Here is a 20,785-nt window from a genome sequence, read left to right on the forward strand (position 1 = left end):
TCAGGGCGCCGAAGGCTTCCAAGAAGAACTCACCGAACGGACGAGCAGGCGATTCCTGGCGGCCCCGATGGGAGAGTGCCAACCATCGCCCCTGACCGGCCCTATTCCTTGACGTTCATGTACTCCCGTGCCCAGGCGATGTAATCGTCGGGGCTGGTGTACTTGCTCACCAGTTGCGAGGCGCTGAGGCCGTTGTCGACGGCGATGCCACGTTGCTCGCGCAGGCTGTCGTAGGTGGCCTTGATCGCCGCGAAGTAGGCGGCGTGACCGTCCACCACGATGCGCACGCCCAACTCGGCCAGACGGCCGTCGTCGCGCAAATCCGGGTTGCCGTAGGTGACCAGCATCAGCGGCACGCGCAGACCCTCGGCGATAGCCTCGAGGTGGGCGAAGTCCCTCACCCCGACCAGGCAGATGGCGTCGGCGCCGGCATCCTGATAGGCGCGGGTGCGCAGGGCCACCTCGGTCAGCNTCCTGATAGGCGCGGGTGCGCAGGGCCACCTCGGTCAGCGGCTGCACGCCGGCATGGGTGCGACCGATGATCGCCAGGGCGCTGTCGTCGCGCACCTCCTGGGCGGCACGCAGCTTGCCGACGCCCTCCTCGACGCTGATCAGGTCGTAGGATTTGCGGCCGAACTGGGCCGGCAACAAGGTGTCTTCGAGGGTCAATGCGGCGACGCCGGCGCGCTCCAGCTCGATCACCGTGCGCATCGCGTTGAGCGCGTTGCCGTAGCCGTGGTCGGCGTCGGCGATCACCGGCAGGCGTGCCACCCGGCCGATGCGGGTGGCCTGCTCGGCGAATTCGCTGAGGGTGATCAGGGCGACGTCCGGAGCGGCGAGCACCTGCAGCGAGGCGACCGAGCCACCGAGGATGCCGACCTCGAAGCCGAGATCGGCGGCGATGCGCGCCGACAGGGGGTCGAACACCGAGGCGGTGTGATAACAGGCGCGGCTGGCGAGCAACGCCCGGAAGGCGTTGCGCAGTTCATGGTGACAGGCTTTCTGCATGGTCTGGTGTCCTGGTTTCGTATTGCTCAAGCTTGTGCAAGACCTGTACCCGAAGGCCGGAGCGCCGCCGTTGCGGCGATTTGCCGGGCGCTGCCGACGCTGGAGTGGAGAGCGCACGCCACTACCCGGGCGAGGGATGGCGGAAATCCGCCGATGAACCGGCGATGACCGCCCGGCCCGGCAACAGCTCCGCGAATCCCTGAGCCGACTACCCAGCGGCCACCGGGCGCCTGGTGATTGCAGGCGTTCGCCCCTCGGCACAGCCGTATAATGCCCCGCTGTCGTACCTCGCATGCCCATGGCGACTCCATGTGGCAAACCCAAGCACGACGATGACCGCACAATTGCAGAAAGACATTTCGAATCAGAACCTTATCAGCAGAAAGTTCAGCGTCGCGCCGATGATGGAATGGAAATATTTTTATTTAAATTCAAATAGATAGATAAAGTCACGAACTAAATTCAGCAAATTCTTAGGGAACCTCTGAAGAAGACTTCCCGAATCTGGTGAAATGCGCCGGCCCGGTTGCCCGAGTTTCCCGATGCAGCAGGTGACCTTCACCGAAACCGAGTACGCCGGCAAACGCAGGCAGATCCGCAGGGAATTGTTCCTGATCGAGGTGGATCAAGTGGTACCGTGGAAGGGCTTGTTTACCCAGGTCGAATGGAGGAAGCGCTGTATGAAACCACCATCCTGCGGCAGTTCGCCGGCCTGAGCCTGGAGCACATTCCCGATGAAGCCACCATCTTCAACGTCCGCCGTCTGCTGGACAAGCACGCTGGGATTCTGACGATGCCTCGGTGGTGGCAGCCTTCATGCCTCCTGTTCCCCTAAGCAACTCCGCGCCCCCCTTCTCCGGACGCTTCCAACTGATCCATCAACAGACCGGCAAACCTGTTGCGTGGTCGAGCGGCGGGTGGATTGCCATCGACACAACAGATGCAGGAGGTATGACCTCCTGGGCCATTCACGACGCCTCTGAAGCCCTGCGTACCGATCTGGTTCAGGGAGACGAGCAATGAGCAATGAGCAATGAGCAATGAGCAATCAGCCAAGTCTCTCCCGAGATGGTATGAGCCCGCTGGCAAGGGCCATCCAGTACGTTTGGTGGGCTGGTCGGCTGGTCATTGGCTCAAGCGCCTCGATGTCGAAAGCGGCGAGCTCCCGACATGTCAGGCCATGCTGATCAGCAACGAGCCCCACCTCAATGCCGCGAACAGCCTGGCCGAGCGAATGGACTACCCGGCTCCGGTAGACATCCCCGTCATATGCTTGAGCTAACGAAGTGCATGGGGTCAGCGTCCTGCCTGTTCGCACTTCGTTAGCCCAGAGACCGGAGAACATTTCGGTAGCGGCCATCTGCCAACATTACATCATTCACTGACGCCCCCGGTTAGACCGCAGAATTACCTTTAGACGAGTAGCTGACGTTGCTCAGGTCTATCGATACCAACAGGTCCGTCGTGATAGCCCTGCCGTTTGAGTCTCGTCGATATGCTCTGCGCTTGCTTGGCATGAGGATCCCACTGGCCGAGATGTAGTCATGCACATACTGGGCAGCCGGAATGCCGCCACTGACCTCGACGGTATAGTCATGCCGACGCAGGAGGAAGTCGTCGCCGAAGTAGAAGTCCTGCACCTGGCAATGAGTCGCGACATCCTCGGGAAAGCGAACCCTCAAGCGGCGCCAGCGCTCGGCCCCTTCCTGCCAGGGCTCGATTTCCTCGGCCAGTACCCCCGGCATGCAGAACAGGAAGGGCATGGTGAGGTAGGACCAGAGCGCATAGCCATTGAAGTAGGCACGATGCAGCGGATCCCAGGGAGTCGTTTCGCCGTGCCCCAGAAACGAGCGTCTCGGATCGAGGCGCTCTGCCACCACCTGGCCCTCGGTCGTCTCGATGGCGATGCGCCCGGGAGTGTAGGCCGTACGCTGATTGGGCGCACCGAAAGGCATTACCGCGGCGCGCTGCTCGTGCAGCCAGACCGACATCCGACGCGACTGGCTGTCCTGCCTCAACCCCTTCATGTCCCATAACGCGCCACTGCTGGTGATACTGGCCTCCACGAGGTCGAACTGGCGCCAGCGTTCGACACCGCCATGGGCGTCCAGCACCCGATCAAGCAGTTCAGAATCCCGGTTGCTCATGTCATTGCCCTCCCTCGAGGAGCTGTTGCCCGAGCACCGCCCTGATGCGAGCGGCGATGTAATCGCAGTGGGTCTCCAAGGCGAAGTGTCCGGTCTCCAGCAGTTCGATCACCGCGTGCGGCACGTCGCGGGCGAACGCCTCGGCACCGGCCGGCAGGAAGAACGGGTCGTTGCGCCCCCATATGACCAAGACCGGGAAGTCGCTCCTGCGCAGCCAGGCCTGGAACGCCGGGTACTGCTTTATGTTGTTGGCGTAGTCCAGGATGAGATCGAGCTGAATGTCTTTAACGCCAGGCCATTCGAGAAGGGTGTAGTCGAGCATTATGGCTTCCGGGGCGATCAACTCCGGGTCGGAGACGCCGGTGAGGTACTGCCAGCCGGTGGCCTCGGCGCTCAGTAGCGCGTCGCGGATTGCCTTGCGATTGGCGACAGACGGATCGGACCAGTATGCCCGTACCGGCGCCCAGGCCTCGCTGAGCCCCTCTTCATAGGCGTTACCATTCTGCGAGATCAGCCCGGTTATCCGCTGCGGCTGCAGCAATGCCAGGTGCAGCCCTATGGGCGCCCCGTAGTCGAACAGGTAGAGAGCGTAGCGCTGCAGTCCCAACTCGCTGGTGAAGGCCGCCAGGGTCTCGGCAATCCGCGCGAAACTGTAGACGTAGCCTCGCTCGACGGGGACCTGGGTAAAGCCGAAGCCCGGAAAGTCGGGGGCATAGACATGGAAGTGCTCGGCCAGCAGCGGCAACAGATGGCGGAACTGATGCGAAGAGCTGGGGAAACCATGGAGCAGGAGCAGCGGCGGCAGCCCAGACCGACCCGCCTCACGGTAGAAGAGGCGCACACCATCGACCTCGAGGTAACGATGGCGCACGGCTGTCGAAGATAAAGAGATCGCTTCATGCATGGCGGATCACCTGACTGGGTCGCCCCCGAGAGTCGGGCCTGAGTGGGTTAGAGTCCAAGCGCCGCAAGCCCGGAGTGGTCATCCGGACGGCAGCCCAGAGGCCAGCGTAATTTGTGCTCCGCCTCGCTGATCGGCAGGTCGTTGAGGCAGGCATAGCGATTGACCATCAGATCATCCTCGGCAAACTCCCAGTTCTCGTTGCCGTAGGAAGGGAACCAGTTCCCCAAGTCATCTCGCCACTCGTAGGCGTAGCGCACGGCGATGCGGTTGTGGGTGAAGGCCCAGCGCTCCTTGATCAGGCGGTAGTCGAGCTCCCTCGCCCATTTGCGCACGAGGAAAGCACGGGCCTGCTCGCGCCCCCCGATGAACTCGACACGGTTACGCCAGCCTGTGTGCTGGCTGTGGGCCAGAGCGACTGCCGCGGGATCGCGGCTGTTCCAGCCATCTTCGACCAGGCGGACTTTCTGCAGCGCCGTCTCGTGGGTGAAGGGCGGCAGCGGTGGGCGGATCTCGCTAGGCGTGGACATGTCTGCACCTCATTCGGTGATTCCTGCGTCGTTGTGCCATGGCAGGCGGCTGACACGCTGCCGCCCGCACGGTCGATCATCGCTCAGGCCCGGCGATAGCGCTGCGCCACCGACTGGCGGGAGAGATTGGGAATGAGCTTCTGCCGCGCCGCTTCATAGGCCTGCCAGTCCGCCAGCTCGGGCAAAGAGGGAATAGTGAACAACTCGCCCTGATCGAAGCCGGCCAGCGCTGCGTCCACCAGGTCGTCCGCCTGCATGACGATCTCCCGCGGCAGGGCATCCACCGGCGTTCCGGCTGCCGTCCAGAACTCGGTGGCGACCGCCCCAGGGACGACGGCCTGGATACGCACGCCCTTGCCCGCCAGCTCGTGATGCAGGGATTGGCTGAAGGCCAGCACGAATGCCTTGGTTGCGCCATATACCCCGTTGAGTATCTCGGGGGCGATCCCCACGATCGAGGCAATGTTGATGATGGCACCCCGCCCCTGCTCCACGAACCCCGGCGCAGCGGCATGGGCCAGGCGGGTCAGGGCGGTCACGTTGAGCTCGATCATCCGGGTCATCGCATCCACGTCCGAGTCGAGCAGTGCCGAGGTCGCGCCGACTCCCGCGTTGTTGACCAACAGTGAGACATCGCCGCGCTCGCGCAACTGTCGCTCCACCAGGGCAAGCCCTTGCCTGTCGCCCAGATCGGCGACCAGCACTTCGACGCGCCGGCCCGTCTTCTCGTGCAGACACTGCGCCAACCGATCCAGACGCTGATGGGAGCGCGCGACCAGAATCAGGTCATGGCCGCGGGCAGCCAACCGCTTGGCGTAGAGCGCGCCGATGCCGGACGATGCGCCAGTGATCAGCGCGGTGCCCTGGGAAGCCTGGGTGGTCATAAGCGTTTCTCCTGATGAGTTGCGAAGGGATTGGAAGAGGAACTTTCACAGGAGCGTATCCGGCCTTGTGGATGACTCAAATGTCATATATACGTCTTTTAAAGACATGACCCGCGCAAGTGAGCAAACAGGTGCATCACGTAGGCTTCGTGGTATTTCCCAACTTCCAGGTCATGAGCCTGGCCGCCGTTTCGGCCTTCGAAATGGCCAACATCGCCATCGGCGAGGCCTTCTACGGCATGCACCTGCTATCCGAGCAGGGCGGTCCGGTGCTTTCGTCGGCCGGTTTTGCGGTTGTAACCGAAGCCTTCGGCAAGAGGGCGCTGGATACGCTGGTGGTCGGCGCCGCCACCTATATCCAGCCGTCCTCGCCGGGGTTGCTGGACTTCGTGCGCCAGTCCGTGAGCAAGTCGCGGCGAGTCGCGGCGCCCTGTACCGGCGCCTTCACCCTGGCCGAAGCCGGCGTCCTCGATGGTCGCCGGGCCACCACGCACTGGTTCTTCGCTCGTGACCTGAAAAGACGCTATCCGAAGGTACGCCTGGAGGAGGACCGCATCTTCATCGTCGACGGCAACCTGTGGACCTCGGCCGGCATGAGCGCGGTGATCGATCTGACGCTGGCCATGATCGAGCAGGATCTCGGCCCTGAGATCGCTCGCAGCGTGGCCAAAAGCCTGGTGGTCTACCACCGGCGTGCTGGCGGACAGTCGCAGTTCTCCGCGCTGGCGAAGCTGAGGCCGAAGTCCGACCGAATTCAGAAGGCCCTGGATTACGCCAAGCAGAACCTGCAGAACCGCCTGGCGGTAGACGAGCTCGCCGAGGCCGCCAACCTCAGTCCCCGCCAGTTCAGCCGGGCCTTCAGGGCCGAGACCGGCCAATCACCGGCCAAGGCGGTCGAGAGCCTGCGCCTCGAGGCGGCCCGCCTGCTGATCGAGAGGGGCCGCCTGTCGATGGATCGTATCGCCGTGGAAACCGGCTTCGCGGATCGCGAAAGGATGCGCAAGGCCTTCCTCAGGGCCTTCGGCCAGCCGCCGCAGATGCTTAGGCGCGCTTCCCGCGCCACCGCGCAGCAGGTCGACGCATAACCCGAGCCTGAATCAGGCGGTAACCAGCACGGCCCAAGCAGCGACGGCTTCACCGCCGGAGCGGATTCGCCCACCAGATCGATCACCGTCTTGCCCACCCCGGAGCCCTCGGCGACCTGGCGGAAGGCCTCGTTCACCTCGTGCAGCCCAAAACGATGGCTATCGACCCGGATTGCCAGTTGCCCGGCGTCGGCCAATGCGGCGGCCTCGCGCAGGATGGCGCCATGGTGCTCACGCCCGCGCCCGTCGAGCAACGGCATCAGGGTGAACACTCCCGAGTAGCTGGCCCCCCTGAACGACAGCGGTGCGAGGCTGTGCTGACCCCAGCCCAGGCAACTGAGCACGTGCCCGGTATAGGGCCGCACCGAACGGAACGCGGCATCCAGCGTGTCGCCACCGACCGTGTCGTAGACAATATCGAAGCCTTCGCCGGCCGTATGCCGCTCGACATAGTCTTCCACGGCCTCGGCTCGGTAATCGATGGCCGTGGCTCCCAGCGCACGGAGGAAGTCGAGACTGCCCGCCGAGCCGGTGGCAAAGACCTCGGCACCACGGGCCTGGGCCAGCTGTATGGCTGCCTGGCCGACGCCCCCCGCTCCACCATGCACCAGAACACGTTGGCCGGCATGGACATTGGCGCGATCCACCAACCCCTCCCATGCCGTGATGAATACCAGGGGCAATGCGGCAGCCTCGCGCATGCTCAGCTGTCGCGGCTTCGGCGCGATCAGGCGGGCATCGACGGCGATGTACTCGGCCATGCCGCCCTGGTTGCCACCGACTCCTCCGGCCATACCGAAAACTTCCATCCCGGGAGCGAAGCCTGCAACCCCCGCCCCTAGCTCAATGACAGTCCCAGCCAGGTCCAGTCCGAGCACGGCAGGCAGGGTCTGGCGGGCATGGGCCGCCGCGCCGGAGGCAATTTTGGTATCCAGAGGATTGACTCCGGCGGTGTGAACCCTGACCAGCACCTGCCCAGCGGCAGGTACCGGACGAGCCAGACGACGCACAGCCAGAGGGGCCTGGGCGGACTCCGCGATGGCGGCAAGCATGCTGTGATTCATGATGGCGAACCCTGTGTGGTTGAACGCTTACAGGTTGCCGTCCTCGTCGCATTCCGATAAGAACTAGAAAGTGGATATCACTCATTCCAAGAGGAGACCTAATTGCGATGGACCTGTTCGACAGCATGCGCCTGTTCGTGCGCGTCGTGGAGCGCGGCTCCTTCACCGCGGCAGCCCGCGAACGCAATGTCGGACAACCAGCGGTGAGCAAGCAGATCCGCGCACTGGAGCAACATCTCGGCGGCCCGCTGTTCGTTCGCAGCACCCGGCACTTGGCCCTGACCGACCAGGGCCAAAGGTTCTACGCCGACTGCCAGGACATCCTCGCCAACCTGGAAACCGCCACCCTGAGTTTCGCCAGCGGTCAGGAGCAGGTCGCCGGGCCGCTGCGCATTGCCGCCCCCGTGAGCTACGGGCGGCTGTGCCTGGCACCGCGGCTGGGCATCTTTCTGGAGCGCCACCCGAATGTACGGATCGACCTCAGGCTGAACGATCAGCACGAGGATCTGCTCAGGGAGGATATCGACCTGGCCATTCGTATCGGCGCGGTGAAGAACGAGGGGCTGGTAGCAGTTCCTCTCGGTACCAGCGAACGCCGGGTGTTCGCAGCACCGGCCTACCTAAGCCGCCGTGGTCTACCGCTCGATCCGGGCGAGTTGAGTGGCCACAACTGCATCGGCTTCACACTGCTGGAGCACTACGACATCTGGCACTTCAGCCGCGATGCAGAGGAGTTCGACATTGCCATCCGGGGCAACATGACCAGCAACAGCAGCGAGGCCATTCGCGAGCTGGTGCTCTCAGGCCTGGGCATCGCCCTGTCTCCCGAGTGGCTGTTCGCGGCCGACCTCGAGCAGGGCAGGGTTGTCACCGTACTGGACGGCCATAGGGCCAGGGCCCTTCCCGTCCAGGCGGTGTTCAGTCCAGAACGACGGCGCTCGGCGCGGACGATGGCCTTTGTCGATTTTCTAAAAGAACTGCTCTGAATTCGTGCATAGCTCCTGCTTCAGTTTCCCAACACCCAACTGGTCAGCCCGAAAGCATATAAGGCCCGAATGGGCGGCTAGGGCAGTGTTCGCGGCTGCAGGACAGGTCACACTGAATCGCCTTAATCCTGTGAAATCGGGAGATCGAGGCCGGTGTGTCGGCCCGGGCACCAAACGCCACTTCAGGAACCCCACCAAGCAAGTGGGTACATCTGCGCCTCCCAGACTCGGCCATTCACGAGCCGGCCCCCCTGATGTGTCACGCCGCTGTTTCGCCTGATTCGTATCCGGTCTTATCGGTGCTTGCATCGCAGCATCGAAAAGCTATACAAAAGCTGTACAAGATTTTTTAATGTACAGAAATAGAGGATACTTCGATGCCGGCTTACCGCGCGCCGTTACGTGATATGCGCTTCGTTTTCGAGGAAGTGCTCAACGCCTACCCAGCCCTGCAGTCACTGCCGACGCAACATGAGTTCAGTGCCGATCTCGGTGGCGCGATCCTGGAGGAAGCAGCCAAGGTCGCCGAAAACGTGCTGGCGCCGCTCAATGGGCCAGGCGACAAACAAGGGTGCCACTACGACCCTGCCGAGAAGTCGGTGACTACGCCGGAGGGATTCAAAGCCGCCTACAAGCAGTTCGCCGAGGGTGGCTGGACGGCGCTGGCGTGTACGCCGGAGTTCGGTGGTCAGGGCCTTCCCCATGTGTTGAACATGATGGTCGAAGAAATGGTCTGCTCCGCCAACCTGTCCCTGGGCATGTATCCAGGCCTGACTCATGGCGCGATCAACGCCCTGACCGCCCATGGCACCCGCGAGCAACAAGACCGTTACCTGCCCAAACTCATCAGCGGCGAATGGACCGGCACCATGTGCCTGACCGAGCCGCAGTGCGGCACCGACCTGGGGCTGATTCGAACCCGCGCCCTCCCCCGGGCAGACGGCAGCTATGCCATCTCCGGCACCAAGATCTGGATCACCGGCGGCGAACACGACCTGGTCGATAACATCGTGCACCTGGTGCTAGCAAAACTGCCCGATGCGCCGGACAGCGTGAAAGGTATCTCCCTGTTCCTGGTGCCCAAGTTCCTCGAGGACGGCTCCCGCAACACAGCTTTTTGCGGCGGTTTGGAGCACAAGATGGGCATCAAGGGGTCGGCTACCTGCGTGATGAATTTCGAGGGTGCGCAAGGTTGGCTCATCGGAGAGCCGAACAAGGGCCTGCGGTGCATGTTCACCATGATGAACTCGGCCCGCCTGATGGTTGGGATGCAGGGCCTGGGCATCGCGGAAAACGCCTACCAAATCAGCCTGGGCTTCGCCAGGGAGCGCCTGCAGAGTCGCTCGCTGTCTGGCCCCAAATGCGCCGACAAGCCTGCCGATCCGATCCTGGTTCATCCGGATGTACGTCGAATGCTGTTGCGTCAGAAGGTCATGATCGAAGGCTGCCGCGCGCTGGCCTACTTCACCGGGCTGCAATTGGACATCGCACACGATCATGAGAACGAGCAGGCCCGTGAGCATGCAGACGACCTGGTTCAGCTGCTGACTCCGGTAGTCAAAGCCTTCCTGACGGATGAGGGCTTCACCTGCGCGAACGAAGCTCTGCAGGTGCTCGGCGGCTCCGGCTTCACCGAAGACTGGGGTATCGAGCAACTGGTACGCGACTGCCGCATCACTCGCATATACGAGGGCACCAACGGCATCCAGGCACTCGACCTGGTTGGTCGAAAGCTGTCGCTGGGCGGCGGCCGGGCCATCCGCAACTTCTTCGCCATGACCGAGGGATGGCTGCAGGAGCACGCCGATGCACCGCACGCTGCTGCCGTGGAATCAGCGCTCAAGCAGCTGCACCAGGCGACATTGTGGATCGCGATGGAAGGCATGAAAGATCCCGAGCAGGCCGGCGCGGCGTCGACCCCCTACTTGCGTTTGTTTGCTCTTACCTCGCTTGCCTGGATGTGGTCGCGTATGGCGCTGGTTGCCAGAAACGCACTGAGTGCCGGCAGCGGGGAGACCGCCTTCTACGGAGCCAAGATCAAGTCGGCTGATTTCTTCTTCAACCGAGTGCTGACCGAAACGGATGGCCTGCTGGCAGAAGTACTTGCAGGCAAATCCACCCTGATGGCCTTCAGCGAGGAAGAGTTCGCCGCATAGGGCGTCTGCCTCCTTCCCCGGCTGCGCAACCCGGCAACCAGCTCTCCCCTACTTTGGTTGCCGGTTTTTTTATTCGGCCGCTCGCCAGATCGCCCAGCGGGTACCCAGGCGCGGGTTGATCCTGAAAGCGATCTGCACGCGGCGCTGCTCGGCTGAACCGCGAGAGCAACTGAAGAGGTAACACATGAAGAAAGTGCTCGTGCTCTTAACCTGTCTGCTGCTGGGTAGCTGCGCCAGCGTCTCAGTTCAAGACTATGCCGGACAGCAGCCTGAATTGGACCTGATCCGTTATTTCGATGGCCCGGTAGAGGCTTGGGGAATGTTCCAGGATGGCTCGGGCAAGGTAATCAAACGCTTTCATGTCCAGATCATTAGCCGCCGTGAAGGCGAGAAACTGATTCTGGATGAGCGCTTTGTCTACAGCGACGGCAGCAAGCAACGTCGTGTCTGGACGCTTACTCCAGATGGCGACAAGCGTTGGCGAGGTACTGCGGCCGATGTGATCGGCGAAGCTCGGGGGGAACTGGCCGGTAATGCCCTACGCTGGCGTTACCAGCTCAACCTTCCCGTTGACGGCACAACCTATGAAGTCAGCTTCGACGACTGGATGTACCTGATGGACGAAGACACCATGATCAATCGCTCGCGCATGAGCAAGTTCGGTGTAGAGCTGGGTCAAGTCACTCTGTTTTTCCGGCGACAGCCGGCCCAGGACTAGATCTGTAATTTTCCTGTAAAGCAGCAGCCCTCGCCCAGCCGATGCGTGGGCGAGTACTGCTGCAGCTCGATCCAGGGCGAGCACCGGACCGATATCACCCTGGTTCGTTAATTGCCGCGGTACGTGGAGAAGCCGTAGGGGCTGAGCAAAAGCGGAATGTGGTAATGCGGCACCGTGCCATCGACCTCAAAGATCACCGGCACTTCAGGAAAGAAGGTTTTCAGATCGTGCTTCTCGAACCATTCGCCGGTCTTGAAAGTGACTCGGTAGGTGCCCTTCTCGAGCGCTTTGCCTTCCGGATACAGCGCTGTAATGCGTCCCTGTTCGTTGGTGACACCGCCATTGAGGGTCTGCCAGTTCTGGCCGTTCTGCTTCTCCAGCGTCACAGTCACGGCCGGGGACGGCAACCCATCCTGCAGATTGAGGACATGTACGCTGAGCGGGTTGGCGTCTGCCAGTGCAAAGGACGACAGACCGCTGAGGACTGCGCCAGCCAGAAGGGTTTTGAGTGCTTTCATGTTGTAACTCCAGGTTATTGATGGGTGGATAGAACGTGCTCGATGGCCTTGAGTGCGCATGCCTCGTCGTTGGCTGCACCGCCCGCCCCCGCTACGCCAATGGCACCTATGACCTGATCGCCGAGCTTCAGCGGTACGCCACCGCCCAGCAGCAACAGCTCGTCGAGGGTGTTGAGGTTCTCGGCCTCCGGGTTGCCGCGAGCGCGCTCCGCCAGTAAGCGCGTCGGAGTTTTGGTCGAGAGTGCGGTAAAGGCTTTGCGCTGCGCGGCCAGGGTGTTGTGCGGGCCGACGTTGTCGTCACGCTGGACGGCGACCAGGTTGCCACCCCGATCGACCACAGCCGCAACTGCCGTGCGGCCATCGGCATGGCAGGCAGCCAGCGTGGCATCGAGCAAATCGTTGGCCAGAGGCAGGGTAACGTCCTGACGCTGAGCGACCTGATCGGCCGCCCAAGAGGTGGAAGCGCCCATGGCCAGGGCGATTAGAGACAGGGTGGTTTTACGAATGAGCATGCAGTTCTCCCGGTTTAGGCTCTGCTGAGCGGATGCCGGCAATCCTGCACAAGCCTCCCAGTCAGACCGATTGCGCCGGGATTACCAATTTGTAATGGGAGCGCGCCGCGTATAGGCCTAGGCTATGCGCCTGCACTGGAGGGGAAGATGCGCATCCTGGTTGTTGAAGACGAAGCCAAAACCGCCGACTACTTGCGCAAAGGCTTGAGTGAGTCCGGCTATTTGGTGGAGGTTGCCTTGAACGGCTTGGACGGCCAGCACCTGGTACAGGAAAGCGAATTCGACCTGGTCATCCTGGATGTGATGCTGCCGGGGATAGATGGCTGGCAACTGCTACAGATCATTCGGCGGCAGGGGCACACACCGGTGCTGTTTCTCACCGCGCGCGATGCCGTCGAAGATCGCGTGAAGGGATTGGAGTTGGGCGCGGACGACTACCTGGTCAAGCCCTTTTCCTACGCCGAGCTGCTCGCCCGGGTGCGCACGCTGCTGCGACGCGGGCCACCCCGCGAAGTGGAGCATTTTCAGGCCGCCGATTTGCAGATGGATCTACTCAAGCGCAAGGTGTCTCGCAATGGCGAGAGGCTGCACCTGACCAACAAGGAGTTCGCCCTGCTCCACCTCTTGCTCAGCCGAGAGGGCGAGGTGCTCTCACGCGCCTTGATTGCCTCCCATGTCTGGAACATGAATTTTGACAGCGATACCAATGTGGTCGACGTGGCCATCCGCCGCCTGCGGGCCAAGGTCGACGACCCCTACCCGATCAAGCTGATTCATACCGTACGGGGCATGGGCTACATGCTGGAGGTGCAGTCGTGAGCCTTTGGCCGCGCTCGCTGAGTCTGCGTCTGGCGCTGATGTTCGCCGCAGTCAGTGCGTTGTTGCTGGGGGCCTTTGGCTTTTACCTCTATCAATCGCTGCACCGCGAGATCGCTTGGCGGGATGATCAGGCTCTGCTCGGCCGGCTACAGCGCATGCAGGCACTGATCGACGACAGCGACAGCATCGAGGCGCTGCGCAGCCGACCACAGCTGTACGAGAACATGCTGGGCAACCACGACAACCTGCTGTGGATCATCGATGGCAGCGGCAAGCTGCTCATCGAGATCAACCCACCCTCGTTGCCATTACCCAGCTTACCGGCAGCCCCCCAGGCGAGGCTTGCCGATGGCCTGTCTGCCGAGCCGCTGCGCCTGGCATGGCTCGATGTAGCCCGCCCAGAGCGCCGCCTGACATTGATCGCCGGCAAGCTGCTGCACGAGCGCGAGCAGATGCTCAGCGCTTATCGGCTCAAGCTGTGGATCGCCCTTTCCACCGGTGCCTTGCTGGCCTTTCTACTCGGCTGGCTAGTTAGCCTGCGCGGATTACATCCGGTACGTCGGCTAGCCAAACAGGCCTGCACAGTGGACGCCCAGCACCTGTACCTGCGCCTGGACGAGTTCGAGGAGCTGAGCGAACTACAGGCACTGAGCCAGGCCCTCAATCAGATGTTGGCCCGGTTGGAGGATGGCTTCGTCCAGCTGTCGCGCTTCTCCGAAGACCTCGCCCACGAGATGCGCACGCCATTGAGCAATCTAATGGGCCAGACCCAGCAGGCACTGGGGCGCACACGCTCGCTCGAGGATTACCAGAATCTGCTGGTGTCCAATCTGGAGGAATATGAGCGACTGGCCCGGATGATCGACAGCATGCTGTTCCTTGCCCGCTGCGAACAACCCAAAGCCTCGCTCACTCGCGAGTCAGTCGATCTTCGAGAGCTGACAGCACAGCTGTGCGAGTACTTCGAGGGCATGGCACATGAGCGTGGCAATACATTGATCAACCAGACCAGTGGCAAGCTCTGGGCCGACGCACAACTGCTGCGGCGCGCACTGGCCAACCTGATTGCCAATGCGCTGCGCTATGGCGCCACCGATACTCCCGTAACCATCGACAGCGTGGCTGGAGCAGCAGGGCTTGAAATCAGCGTGCATAACCTGGGCGAGCCGATTGCCGGCGAGCATCTAGCGCGCCTGTTCGAACGCTTCTACCGCTGCGATCCCTCGCGCAATCAGCCTGACGACTCCGGGGGGCTTGGCTTGGCGATTGTGCGCTCGATCATGCATGCGCATGGAGGACAGGCCCTGGTCAGCAGCGATGACTCCGGTACTTGCTTTACCTTGCACTTCCCGACTGAAAATCCCTCGATACCCCACTAGGGCTGAGGACGACGGAGCCTGCCAAAACAGCTTCGAGACGGAGGCCCGGGGCTCACCGCGTTCAGTGCCACAACAACGTCATTCAGGCAAGACGCGAATACCTCAACCAATCAGGGCTTGGGTAGCATTTTCTCCCGCGTATCGTCCACGAGCGCTGCTCCAGCCAATATCGCCGGTTGGAGCGAACAACCGCCTGCCGCCGCTCATCCAGATCCTCCCAACGGATCCGCGCGATTTCCTCCTGCCTAAGCGTCGAGAAGATCGAAAAAGTAGGCAAGCAATTCGTCCAACTCATCCCTGCCCGGTCTCGATCAGGCTCTCGACTCCGAGTCACCGTATCCAGCTTACACAGCACCTTGCGCGCATCAGTCATAGCGCTCGCCTCGATCTCATACCCGAGGCAGGCTTAGCGACAGACAGGACCGCGCCAAGGTGTGTGTGAGATCGCTCCCAACGGCCTGGGCCTGAACGCCGCTGCCCTCCTTGCCCATTTGCCCTTGCGCGAAGCCTTTTCGAGAGCACCGGGCAATGCAAGCCCGGCCTCCCTCCTCATCACCCTGGCGCGAGCAAACGGCTTGCGGTCTAAGGACCGGCTTTCTTGGTAGACTATGGCTCCGTTGCGGCGCAGCCGAACCTGAACCCTGTACCTGGTCTGCCCACTGCGCCGAGTGATCGTTTCTGTGCGCTCATCACCAGTGCTGGAAATGCATTTACCAGTGCTTGATTTTGGTATCGCATGCGCAAAAACGGGCAACAACCAGCCTTTGCGGCCGTCAATCGATCTGAACCAATGCCTCTAGAATCAGCTTCAAAGCCAGTAACCACGTGCACTGCCCTGTCCCGCCGTTTCTCCGTGGCCCCCATGATGGATTGGACGGCCTAAAGCCATAAGGCGCCAGTTCTAGAGGCTTTAGCCAGAGAAACCAAACCGTCCGTACCACTTTTTTACCATCTAACGATCTCTCCTCGGGAGTTCAAGCGAAGCGCGTCGCTGAGGCAATACGGTCTCCTGGAGAATTAAGCTCCAAAGCGCTACCTGCCTGCCGAGCTAAGTTGACGGCTTGCTGGCCCACGTTCATGATGGCGGGCGCGTGGACTGGGCCCTTTACCTGGGTCAGAACGTACGCGATTTACAGAACTAATCAACCCGCTTAACTACCGGCGGCAACCAACGTCCATTCAGAGCCTGGGCCTCAGGCCAGTAGAGGCGCAGGTTCATGGTGAATTGCCCCTGCGCCGGAGTCGGCAACCAGTTTAACTCCTTATCGTTACCTGGTGATTCTCGCTGGATATATATATCCAGCGAACCATCCGCATTAAGTTTCAACCCATCGCGATCATCAATCGAGTAACGGCCAATCGGGTTATCGGTGAAGAGCTGCCGCTCGTCATACATGGCCAGTGACCAGAATGCTTTCACAGGAGGGAGCTCACCCTTTTTGAAATGCAGCACATAGCGCCGGTCGCTCTGGAAAGGCTGACCGTCCGCATCCGCAAATGCGGTGGGATAGATGGCATCCTCGATTACGTTGGCCCCCAGCCCCGCATATGCGACCCCTGCGCGGCGGAGATAGTCGGCGCCATAGGTACCAATGGCCGTCATATTGATGCGCCAGCCATTGACAGACTGCCCTGACTGCCCAAACACATTTTCAATCAGCTCAAGCGCCGCAGCTGGTGCTGAAGTGATGGCATCCTGTACCACCGGCGAAGCAGCATCGAACTCGAAACCTGCACCGGGCTCGATACCAATCTTCTTGATACGATCGAGTATGGGGTAATCATTGGCATGAGGAGGATTACTCTTTAGCAACTCGGCGAACTTCGTGAAAAATTGCCGCCCATCCATTCCCCTTACCTGCAAAGGCGGAGCGGTCATGTCCTGATTGTCCCGTACTACGCCGGGCACAGGCTTGTAAGGCTTTCCATATGCACTGAGAGGATATGCACGCATGCCGTTCTGAAAAGCATGCACAGCCGTATAGTCCGCTTTACCGTTAGTTTGCACTCGACCGATTATCAGCCCTGAATCGGTTGGACTGCGATACTCCCTGACGCCCTCCGGCAACGTACCATTCCACTTTGCACTGACAATGGCAAAACTTTGCGCCGCATTACCTGTCGTGCGGGTGCCTGGCGACATGAAAACATCCGTCCAGAAGTCCAGAACCTGCATCAGATAGTAACGACCATCGGATTCCGGAATCTCGATTATCAACGGCTCTTTACTAACGTCATAAGTAACGGCCGTGTAAAGCGTGTCGGCATTAGGCCGGACAACTACTGTGAAATTATGATCGGGGAAGCTTCGCGCATGGGTGAGCTGGTTTATCGGTGCGGCCAACCCCTTGGGCTCCAACACATTCGTGCTCACCTCCCGAGTTACTTGCATCAGCACCAGCGGATAAGCGTAGATGTAAGCGTCTCGCGCAATTTCACGAGCTTCTTCCCGGGACAGGGTCTGCTGGGCCTGGGCCATAAACGGCACTCCCAGCCCTGCCCCGCATGCGATCGCAAACAATAGGCTCTTCATGTGTTCTCCTTAGTTTCGCAATATAACCGCCCTGTCGCCAGACAATGTCGCTCTGGAAAAGCCATAGACCGCTCCACACAGGTTGAAACGCCGCTAGGTGCTTAGGACTGCGAGCCCCGTTCTGCTGGATGACTCGGGTTCAAAGAAAAGGCCGCCGAAAAGGGGCGGCGGCCCGAGCGCAATCTGCGCAGCTACAGAAAGTCAGAGCGTCGACACTGACTTTTCCGTCGTTCATTCAGTCGCACGGCTCGCCTGAGGCAGAGCCGCCCTGGCTTAATTACCGAACGCCGGCCGTACGCAACGCCGCCGGGGTATATTCCTTGGCCGAAGCTTGGATACCGAATTTCACCCAGTTCTTTTCTTCGTTAATCATCCCGTAAACCCCGTAACGTCCCGAGATAAGGTCGTAGACGGCTTCGAATGCATACCAGGGCGTCTGTGCGTTGTACTCGTGAAGGTGCATGGCCTGGCCGACGCGCCACAACTGTCCGCGCCCGTCATACATTTCGGAAGCGACGATTGTCCAAGAGTCCTCGTCGATGTAGAAACGGCGCTTGGCATAGACGTGGCGCTTGTCCTTCTTCAAATCACCTTCGACCACCCAGACACGATGCAGCTCATAGCGCGCGAGGTCCTGATTGGTATGGCCGGACTGAAGAATGTCGGCGTACTTCAGGCTTGGAGATGCCAGCTTGTAGTTGTTGTAGGGGATATACACTTCCCTCTTGCCAATCAGCGTCCAGTCGTAGCGATCCGGTGCGCCGTTGTACATATCGAAGTCATCCGAGGTACGCGTACCGTCAGCATTGGACCCGGGGCTGTCGTAGGCCACCTGCGGAGCTCGACGCACACGGCGCTGTCCAGGGTTGTACTGCCATGCCATACGTGGCTCACGCACCTGGTCCAGGGTGTCATGCACCAGTAATACGTTGCCGGCCAAACGTGCCGGCGATGTAGTGACAGATTTAAAAACCAGGAGAGTATTCTCTCCCTTGTCTTGCGGCATATCCGCCAACCAGAACGGGAACGCGACCTGATCGCGCATCCGCACGAGGGTGTAGTCGCCATTCTTCTGCGGGAAAGCATTGGTCGACTCTCGGAGCACGTTACCCCCCTTGTAACGAGTGATGTGGTTCCAGACCACCTCCAATCCATTGTTGGGAATGGGGAATGCAAAAACGCGGGACTCGGAAAACCCCTTAAGCCCGGTTCCGCCGTCAAGGAGCGAAACCTTCTCGGCACTGACGTGAGTGGCTGCGTAGATATCCTGAGGCATCCCTACACTGCGATGACTTGGGTAGACCGGCATCTTGAACGTACCGGGGTAACGCTTGAACATTGCCAGTTGGCCTTCCGCCAGCTTGTCCTTGTATTGCTCAGCATTCTGCGCAGTGATGACAAAAAGTGGCTTCTCCCCGGCATAGGGATCACCAAGGAAACCTTGGGCATCGACCGGTGCAGCATCCTTAGGCAGGCCGCCGGACCACTCGGGGATGCTGCCATCGGCGTTGCCCGCCTTCTCCGCCCCCATAGGGGTCAGGGTGGTGCCAAGTTTGGCCAGCTCCGTGGAGGAGGCAGCGGCAAACACGCAAGAGCCGAGCAAGGACAAAGTGAGAGCACTGAACAGCTGTACAGTTTTTTTCATAGCAACGGGTTCTCTCAAAGCAGAATTAGAAGCTCACACCGACACTGAACGCCAAAAAGTCGCGATCAATCTGGTTGTTGTATTCGCCACCAAAGAAGTCGGTATAGGAGAGGCTAGCGGTGTAGACGCTGCGGTAGTCGGCATCGAGTCCGACGCTGATGGCCTTGGCCCCCTCGTTGAACGTTGGGCCATAACCATCGACGTCATGCGACCAGGCGACATTAGGCTTGAGGTTGATGCCGGCGATAACATTGCTGTACTCGAGGATGCCGCGAGCCCGATAGCCCCAAGATGTATGGGTGTAGAAACCGCCATCATGGGTCGGGCTGTAAGCTCCCGCCTCGGTGATTCGTCCGTAACGCAGTTCGCTGCGACGCTCCAGGCCACCGATCTGCGTAGCCCCCAATTCACCCACCAGGATCAGGCGATCGGCGCCCATCACTCGCTCGAAGAAGTGCGTCAGGGTCGTCTGCACCTGAGTCACCTCCTTGCGCTTGTAGGCGCTCAGATCCTCGCTGGCAGTCGCCAACGCCCCCGGCAGGCCACCAGACAAGGCCCCGCCGATTACATGCAGCACCGGGCTATTGGTGGCATCTATGGCATTGAAGGCCAGCGGCATGTTGGGTCGATAGCTGATTTCACCCGACCAGGCCGTACCGCTGGGCAAAGTGGTGGCGAAGCTCGCACCGTAAAGACGGATATCTTCGGGATACTCGAAGAAGTACTGACTGTTGCCCAGCAGCGAAGTCGGTCCCAGTGGTCCTATCAGCCCCCCCTGGGGAAGCCCCGCCGCCAGGCCAATATTTGCCGCGTCAGGAGTGGTAAAGCCCAGGTAAGGTAGGCGACTGTGGTAGTTCATGGCATACACGCCATACTCCGCCTGATCACCCAGCCAGCGCAGGGCCAAACCCCATTGCCCGCTGTCACGGGCATCGCGGTCCCCTCCACGTGGAACAATCAGTCCCTCCGACTTGATCGTGACTCCCATCAGATCGGCAAAAGGCATCAATCCGGCAACCGCCGGCGGCGTGCCGACGGTGAAGTTGTCATCACACCCATCGGCAATGGTGTCTGAGCCGAAGAAGGTTCCACAGTTGTCAACGACCGTCTGCTCCCAATCCAGCTGATAGAAGGCTTCAGCAGAAAGTTGGTCGGAAATGCCCTGAGAAACGAACAGCATGTTGACCGGGATCAAACCCTCCTTGATCTCCGCGCCTGGTCGACGAAAAGCAGCAACGTCAATGGGATTGATGGAGTTGATGCTATTGCCGATGAAGGTGCTTTCGCCCCAACTGACGACCTGCTTGCCCAGGCGCACGCTGCCAGGAAGGTCATCGATGCTGTAGTTGTGGTAGATAAAGGCGTCGAGCAGCTCTGCACCCGAGGATTGTGCCCCTACCTTGCGATTGTGATCATCGATGTCCTTATGCGGACGGTTCTCGTCCTTCAGTTCGAAGTCGTACCAGTACTTGCCTCGCAAGAACACACCGGTATCGCCGTACTTCAGTTCCAAGTCATGAATGCCCTTGAAAATCTTCGAGAAGGTTTCCCCCTTCTTGAAGTTCAGGCGCCCATCGTCGTTGGCCGAAGCAGCGGTCTTTCCGCCGTTGGTTGCACCGACCAGATCCGGATCGGCACCACGCATCGACCAGCTGGCACCTAGAGAGAGCGAAGAGTCCAGTTGGCCTTCAATTTCTCCAATATTGAAAGTGACCGCCTGCGCAGAGGGGGCTGCGATCCCCAGGGTGATAGCGACAGCTAGCGGTCTTGGCAGGATGGATCCGGGCCATATTGTTTTTGTCATGTGGCTCTCCGTAATGGAATATGAGGTTGCCTTGAGCAGTGTCTGGGGCCTTGTGTAATTGCAAGAGAGCCCGACACCCTGCTCACTAGCCGCGAG

At 60.7% G+C, this 20,785-nt stretch carries 15 protein-coding genes and 3 pseudogenes; 7 read left to right on the top strand and 11 right to left on the bottom strand.

Going from position 1 to position 20,785, the window contains the following annotated elements:
* Positions 1–101: 101 nt before the first annotated feature.
* Positions 102–1,008: pseudogene (locus tag EA796_RS20475) on the bottom strand (oxaloacetate decarboxylase).
* A 542-nt stretch (positions 1,009–1,550) separates the two neighbouring features.
* Here EA796_RS20475 and EA796_RS20480 point away from each other — a divergent pair.
* Positions 1,551–1,804: pseudogene (locus EA796_RS20480) on the top strand (transposase); the annotation flags it as partial.
* A 598-nt stretch (positions 1,805–2,402) separates the two neighbouring features.
* Here the strand turns inward: EA796_RS20480 and EA796_RS20495 are convergent.
* The 4 genes from EA796_RS20495 to EA796_RS20510 all read right to left on the bottom strand — a co-directional run bounded on the left by EA796_RS20495 (position 2,403) and on the right by EA796_RS20510 (position 5,470).
* The gene (locus EA796_RS20495; protein WP_122109941.1) at positions 2,403–3,155 is read right to left on the bottom strand and encodes a hypothetical protein; all 753 of its coding nucleotides are present in this window, start codon (positions 3,153–3,155) and stop codon (positions 2,403–2,405) included.
* A 1-nt stretch (position 3,156) separates the two neighbouring features.
* Positions 3,157–4,059 (bottom strand): alpha/beta fold hydrolase, encoded by a 903-nt coding sequence (locus tag EA796_RS20500; protein WP_122109942.1) that lies wholly within the window; start codon positions 4,057–4,059, stop codon positions 3,157–3,159.
* A gap of 47 nt (positions 4,060–4,106) precedes the next feature.
* Positions 4,107–4,586 (bottom strand): DUF1348 family protein, encoded by a 480-nt coding sequence (locus tag EA796_RS20505; protein ID WP_122109943.1) that lies wholly within the window; start codon positions 4,584–4,586, stop codon positions 4,107–4,109.
* Positions 4,587–4,669: 83 nt separating this feature from the next.
* Positions 4,670–5,470 carry an SDR family oxidoreductase gene (locus EA796_RS20510; RefSeq protein WP_122109944.1) on the bottom strand — a complete coding sequence of 267 codons (801 nt, stop codon included), beginning with the start codon at positions 5,468–5,470 and terminating at the stop codon, positions 4,670–4,672.
* Between the two features lie 131 nt (positions 5,471–5,601).
* Between EA796_RS20510 and EA796_RS20515 the strand changes: the two genes are divergently transcribed.
* Complete coding sequence (locus EA796_RS20515; RefSeq protein ID WP_178082585.1) at positions 5,602–6,555, top strand: GlxA family transcriptional regulator; 954 nt, start codon at positions 5,602–5,604, stop codon at positions 6,553–6,555.
* Between the two features lie 65 nt (positions 6,556–6,620).
* Here the strand turns inward: EA796_RS20515 and EA796_RS20520 are convergent.
* Positions 6,621–7,619, bottom strand: a pseudogene (locus EA796_RS20520) (zinc-dependent alcohol dehydrogenase family protein); the annotation flags it as partial.
* Positions 7,620–7,726: 107 nt separating this feature from the next.
* Here EA796_RS20520 and EA796_RS20525 point away from each other — a divergent pair.
* The 3 genes from EA796_RS20525 to EA796_RS20535 all read left to right on the top strand — a co-directional run bounded on the left by EA796_RS20525 (position 7,727) and on the right by EA796_RS20535 (position 11,479).
* On the top strand, positions 7,727–8,605 hold the full coding sequence (locus tag EA796_RS20525; protein WP_122109945.1) for a LysR family transcriptional regulator: 879 nt from the start codon (positions 7,727–7,729) through the stop codon (positions 8,603–8,605).
* Positions 8,606–8,982: 377 nt separating this feature from the next.
* Positions 8,983–10,761 carry an acyl-CoA dehydrogenase C-terminal domain-containing protein gene (locus tag EA796_RS20530; protein ID WP_122109946.1) on the top strand — a complete coding sequence of 593 codons (1,779 nt, stop codon included), beginning with the start codon at positions 8,983–8,985 and terminating at the stop codon, positions 10,759–10,761.
* A 184-nt stretch (positions 10,762–10,945) separates the two neighbouring features.
* Complete coding sequence (locus tag EA796_RS20535) at positions 10,946–11,479, top strand: DUF3833 domain-containing protein (protein WP_122109947.1); 534 nt, start codon at positions 10,946–10,948, stop codon at positions 11,477–11,479.
* 107 nt (positions 11,480–11,586) lie between these two features.
* Here EA796_RS20535 and uraH read toward each other — a convergent pair whose 3' ends face one another.
* Positions 11,587–11,997: a hydroxyisourate hydrolase gene (uraH, locus tag EA796_RS20540; RefSeq protein WP_122109948.1), complete on the bottom strand. Its 411-nt coding sequence runs from the start codon at positions 11,995–11,997 to the stop codon at positions 11,587–11,589.
* A gap of 14 nt (positions 11,998–12,011) precedes the next feature.
* The gene (locus tag EA796_RS20545; RefSeq protein WP_122109949.1) at positions 12,012–12,509 is read right to left on the bottom strand and encodes a heme-binding protein; all 498 of its coding nucleotides are present in this window, start codon (positions 12,507–12,509) and stop codon (positions 12,012–12,014) included.
* A gap of 147 nt (positions 12,510–12,656) precedes the next feature.
* Between EA796_RS20545 and EA796_RS20550 the strand changes: the two genes are divergently transcribed.
* Complete coding sequence (locus tag EA796_RS20550) at positions 12,657–13,328, top strand: heavy metal response regulator transcription factor (protein WP_021443169.1); 672 nt, start codon at positions 12,657–12,659, stop codon at positions 13,326–13,328.
* Entirely contained in the window at positions 13,325–14,707 is a 1,383-nt protein-coding gene (locus EA796_RS20555) for a heavy metal sensor histidine kinase (protein ID WP_021443170.1), read from the top strand. Before EA796_RS20550 ends, EA796_RS20555 begins: the two co-directional genes overlap by 4 nt.
* Before the next feature lie 1,138 nt (positions 14,708–15,845).
* Here EA796_RS20555 and EA796_RS20560 read toward each other — a convergent pair.
* From EA796_RS20560 to EA796_RS20570, 3 genes are all read right to left on the bottom strand, one after another.
* Entirely contained in the window at positions 15,846–17,240 is a 1,395-nt protein-coding gene (locus tag EA796_RS20560; RefSeq protein WP_122109950.1) for a DUF1254 domain-containing protein, read from the bottom strand.
* 277 nt (positions 17,241–17,517) lie between these two features.
* Positions 17,518–18,885, bottom strand: a complete 1,368-nt coding sequence (locus EA796_RS20565) for a DUF1329 domain-containing protein (protein WP_122109951.1) — start codon at positions 18,883–18,885, stop codon at positions 17,518–17,520.
* A 25-nt stretch (positions 18,886–18,910) separates the two neighbouring features.
* A complete protein-coding gene (locus EA796_RS20570) occupies positions 18,911–20,689 on the bottom strand; it encodes a DUF1302 domain-containing protein (protein WP_122109952.1) in 1,779 nt (592 codons plus the stop codon).
* Between the last annotated feature and the right edge of the window lie 96 nt (positions 20,690–20,785).

It is taken from the genome of Pseudomonas sp. AOB-7 (assembly GCF_003696305.1).
GTDB lineage: Bacteria > Pseudomonadota > Gammaproteobacteria > Pseudomonadales > Pseudomonadaceae > Aquipseudomonas.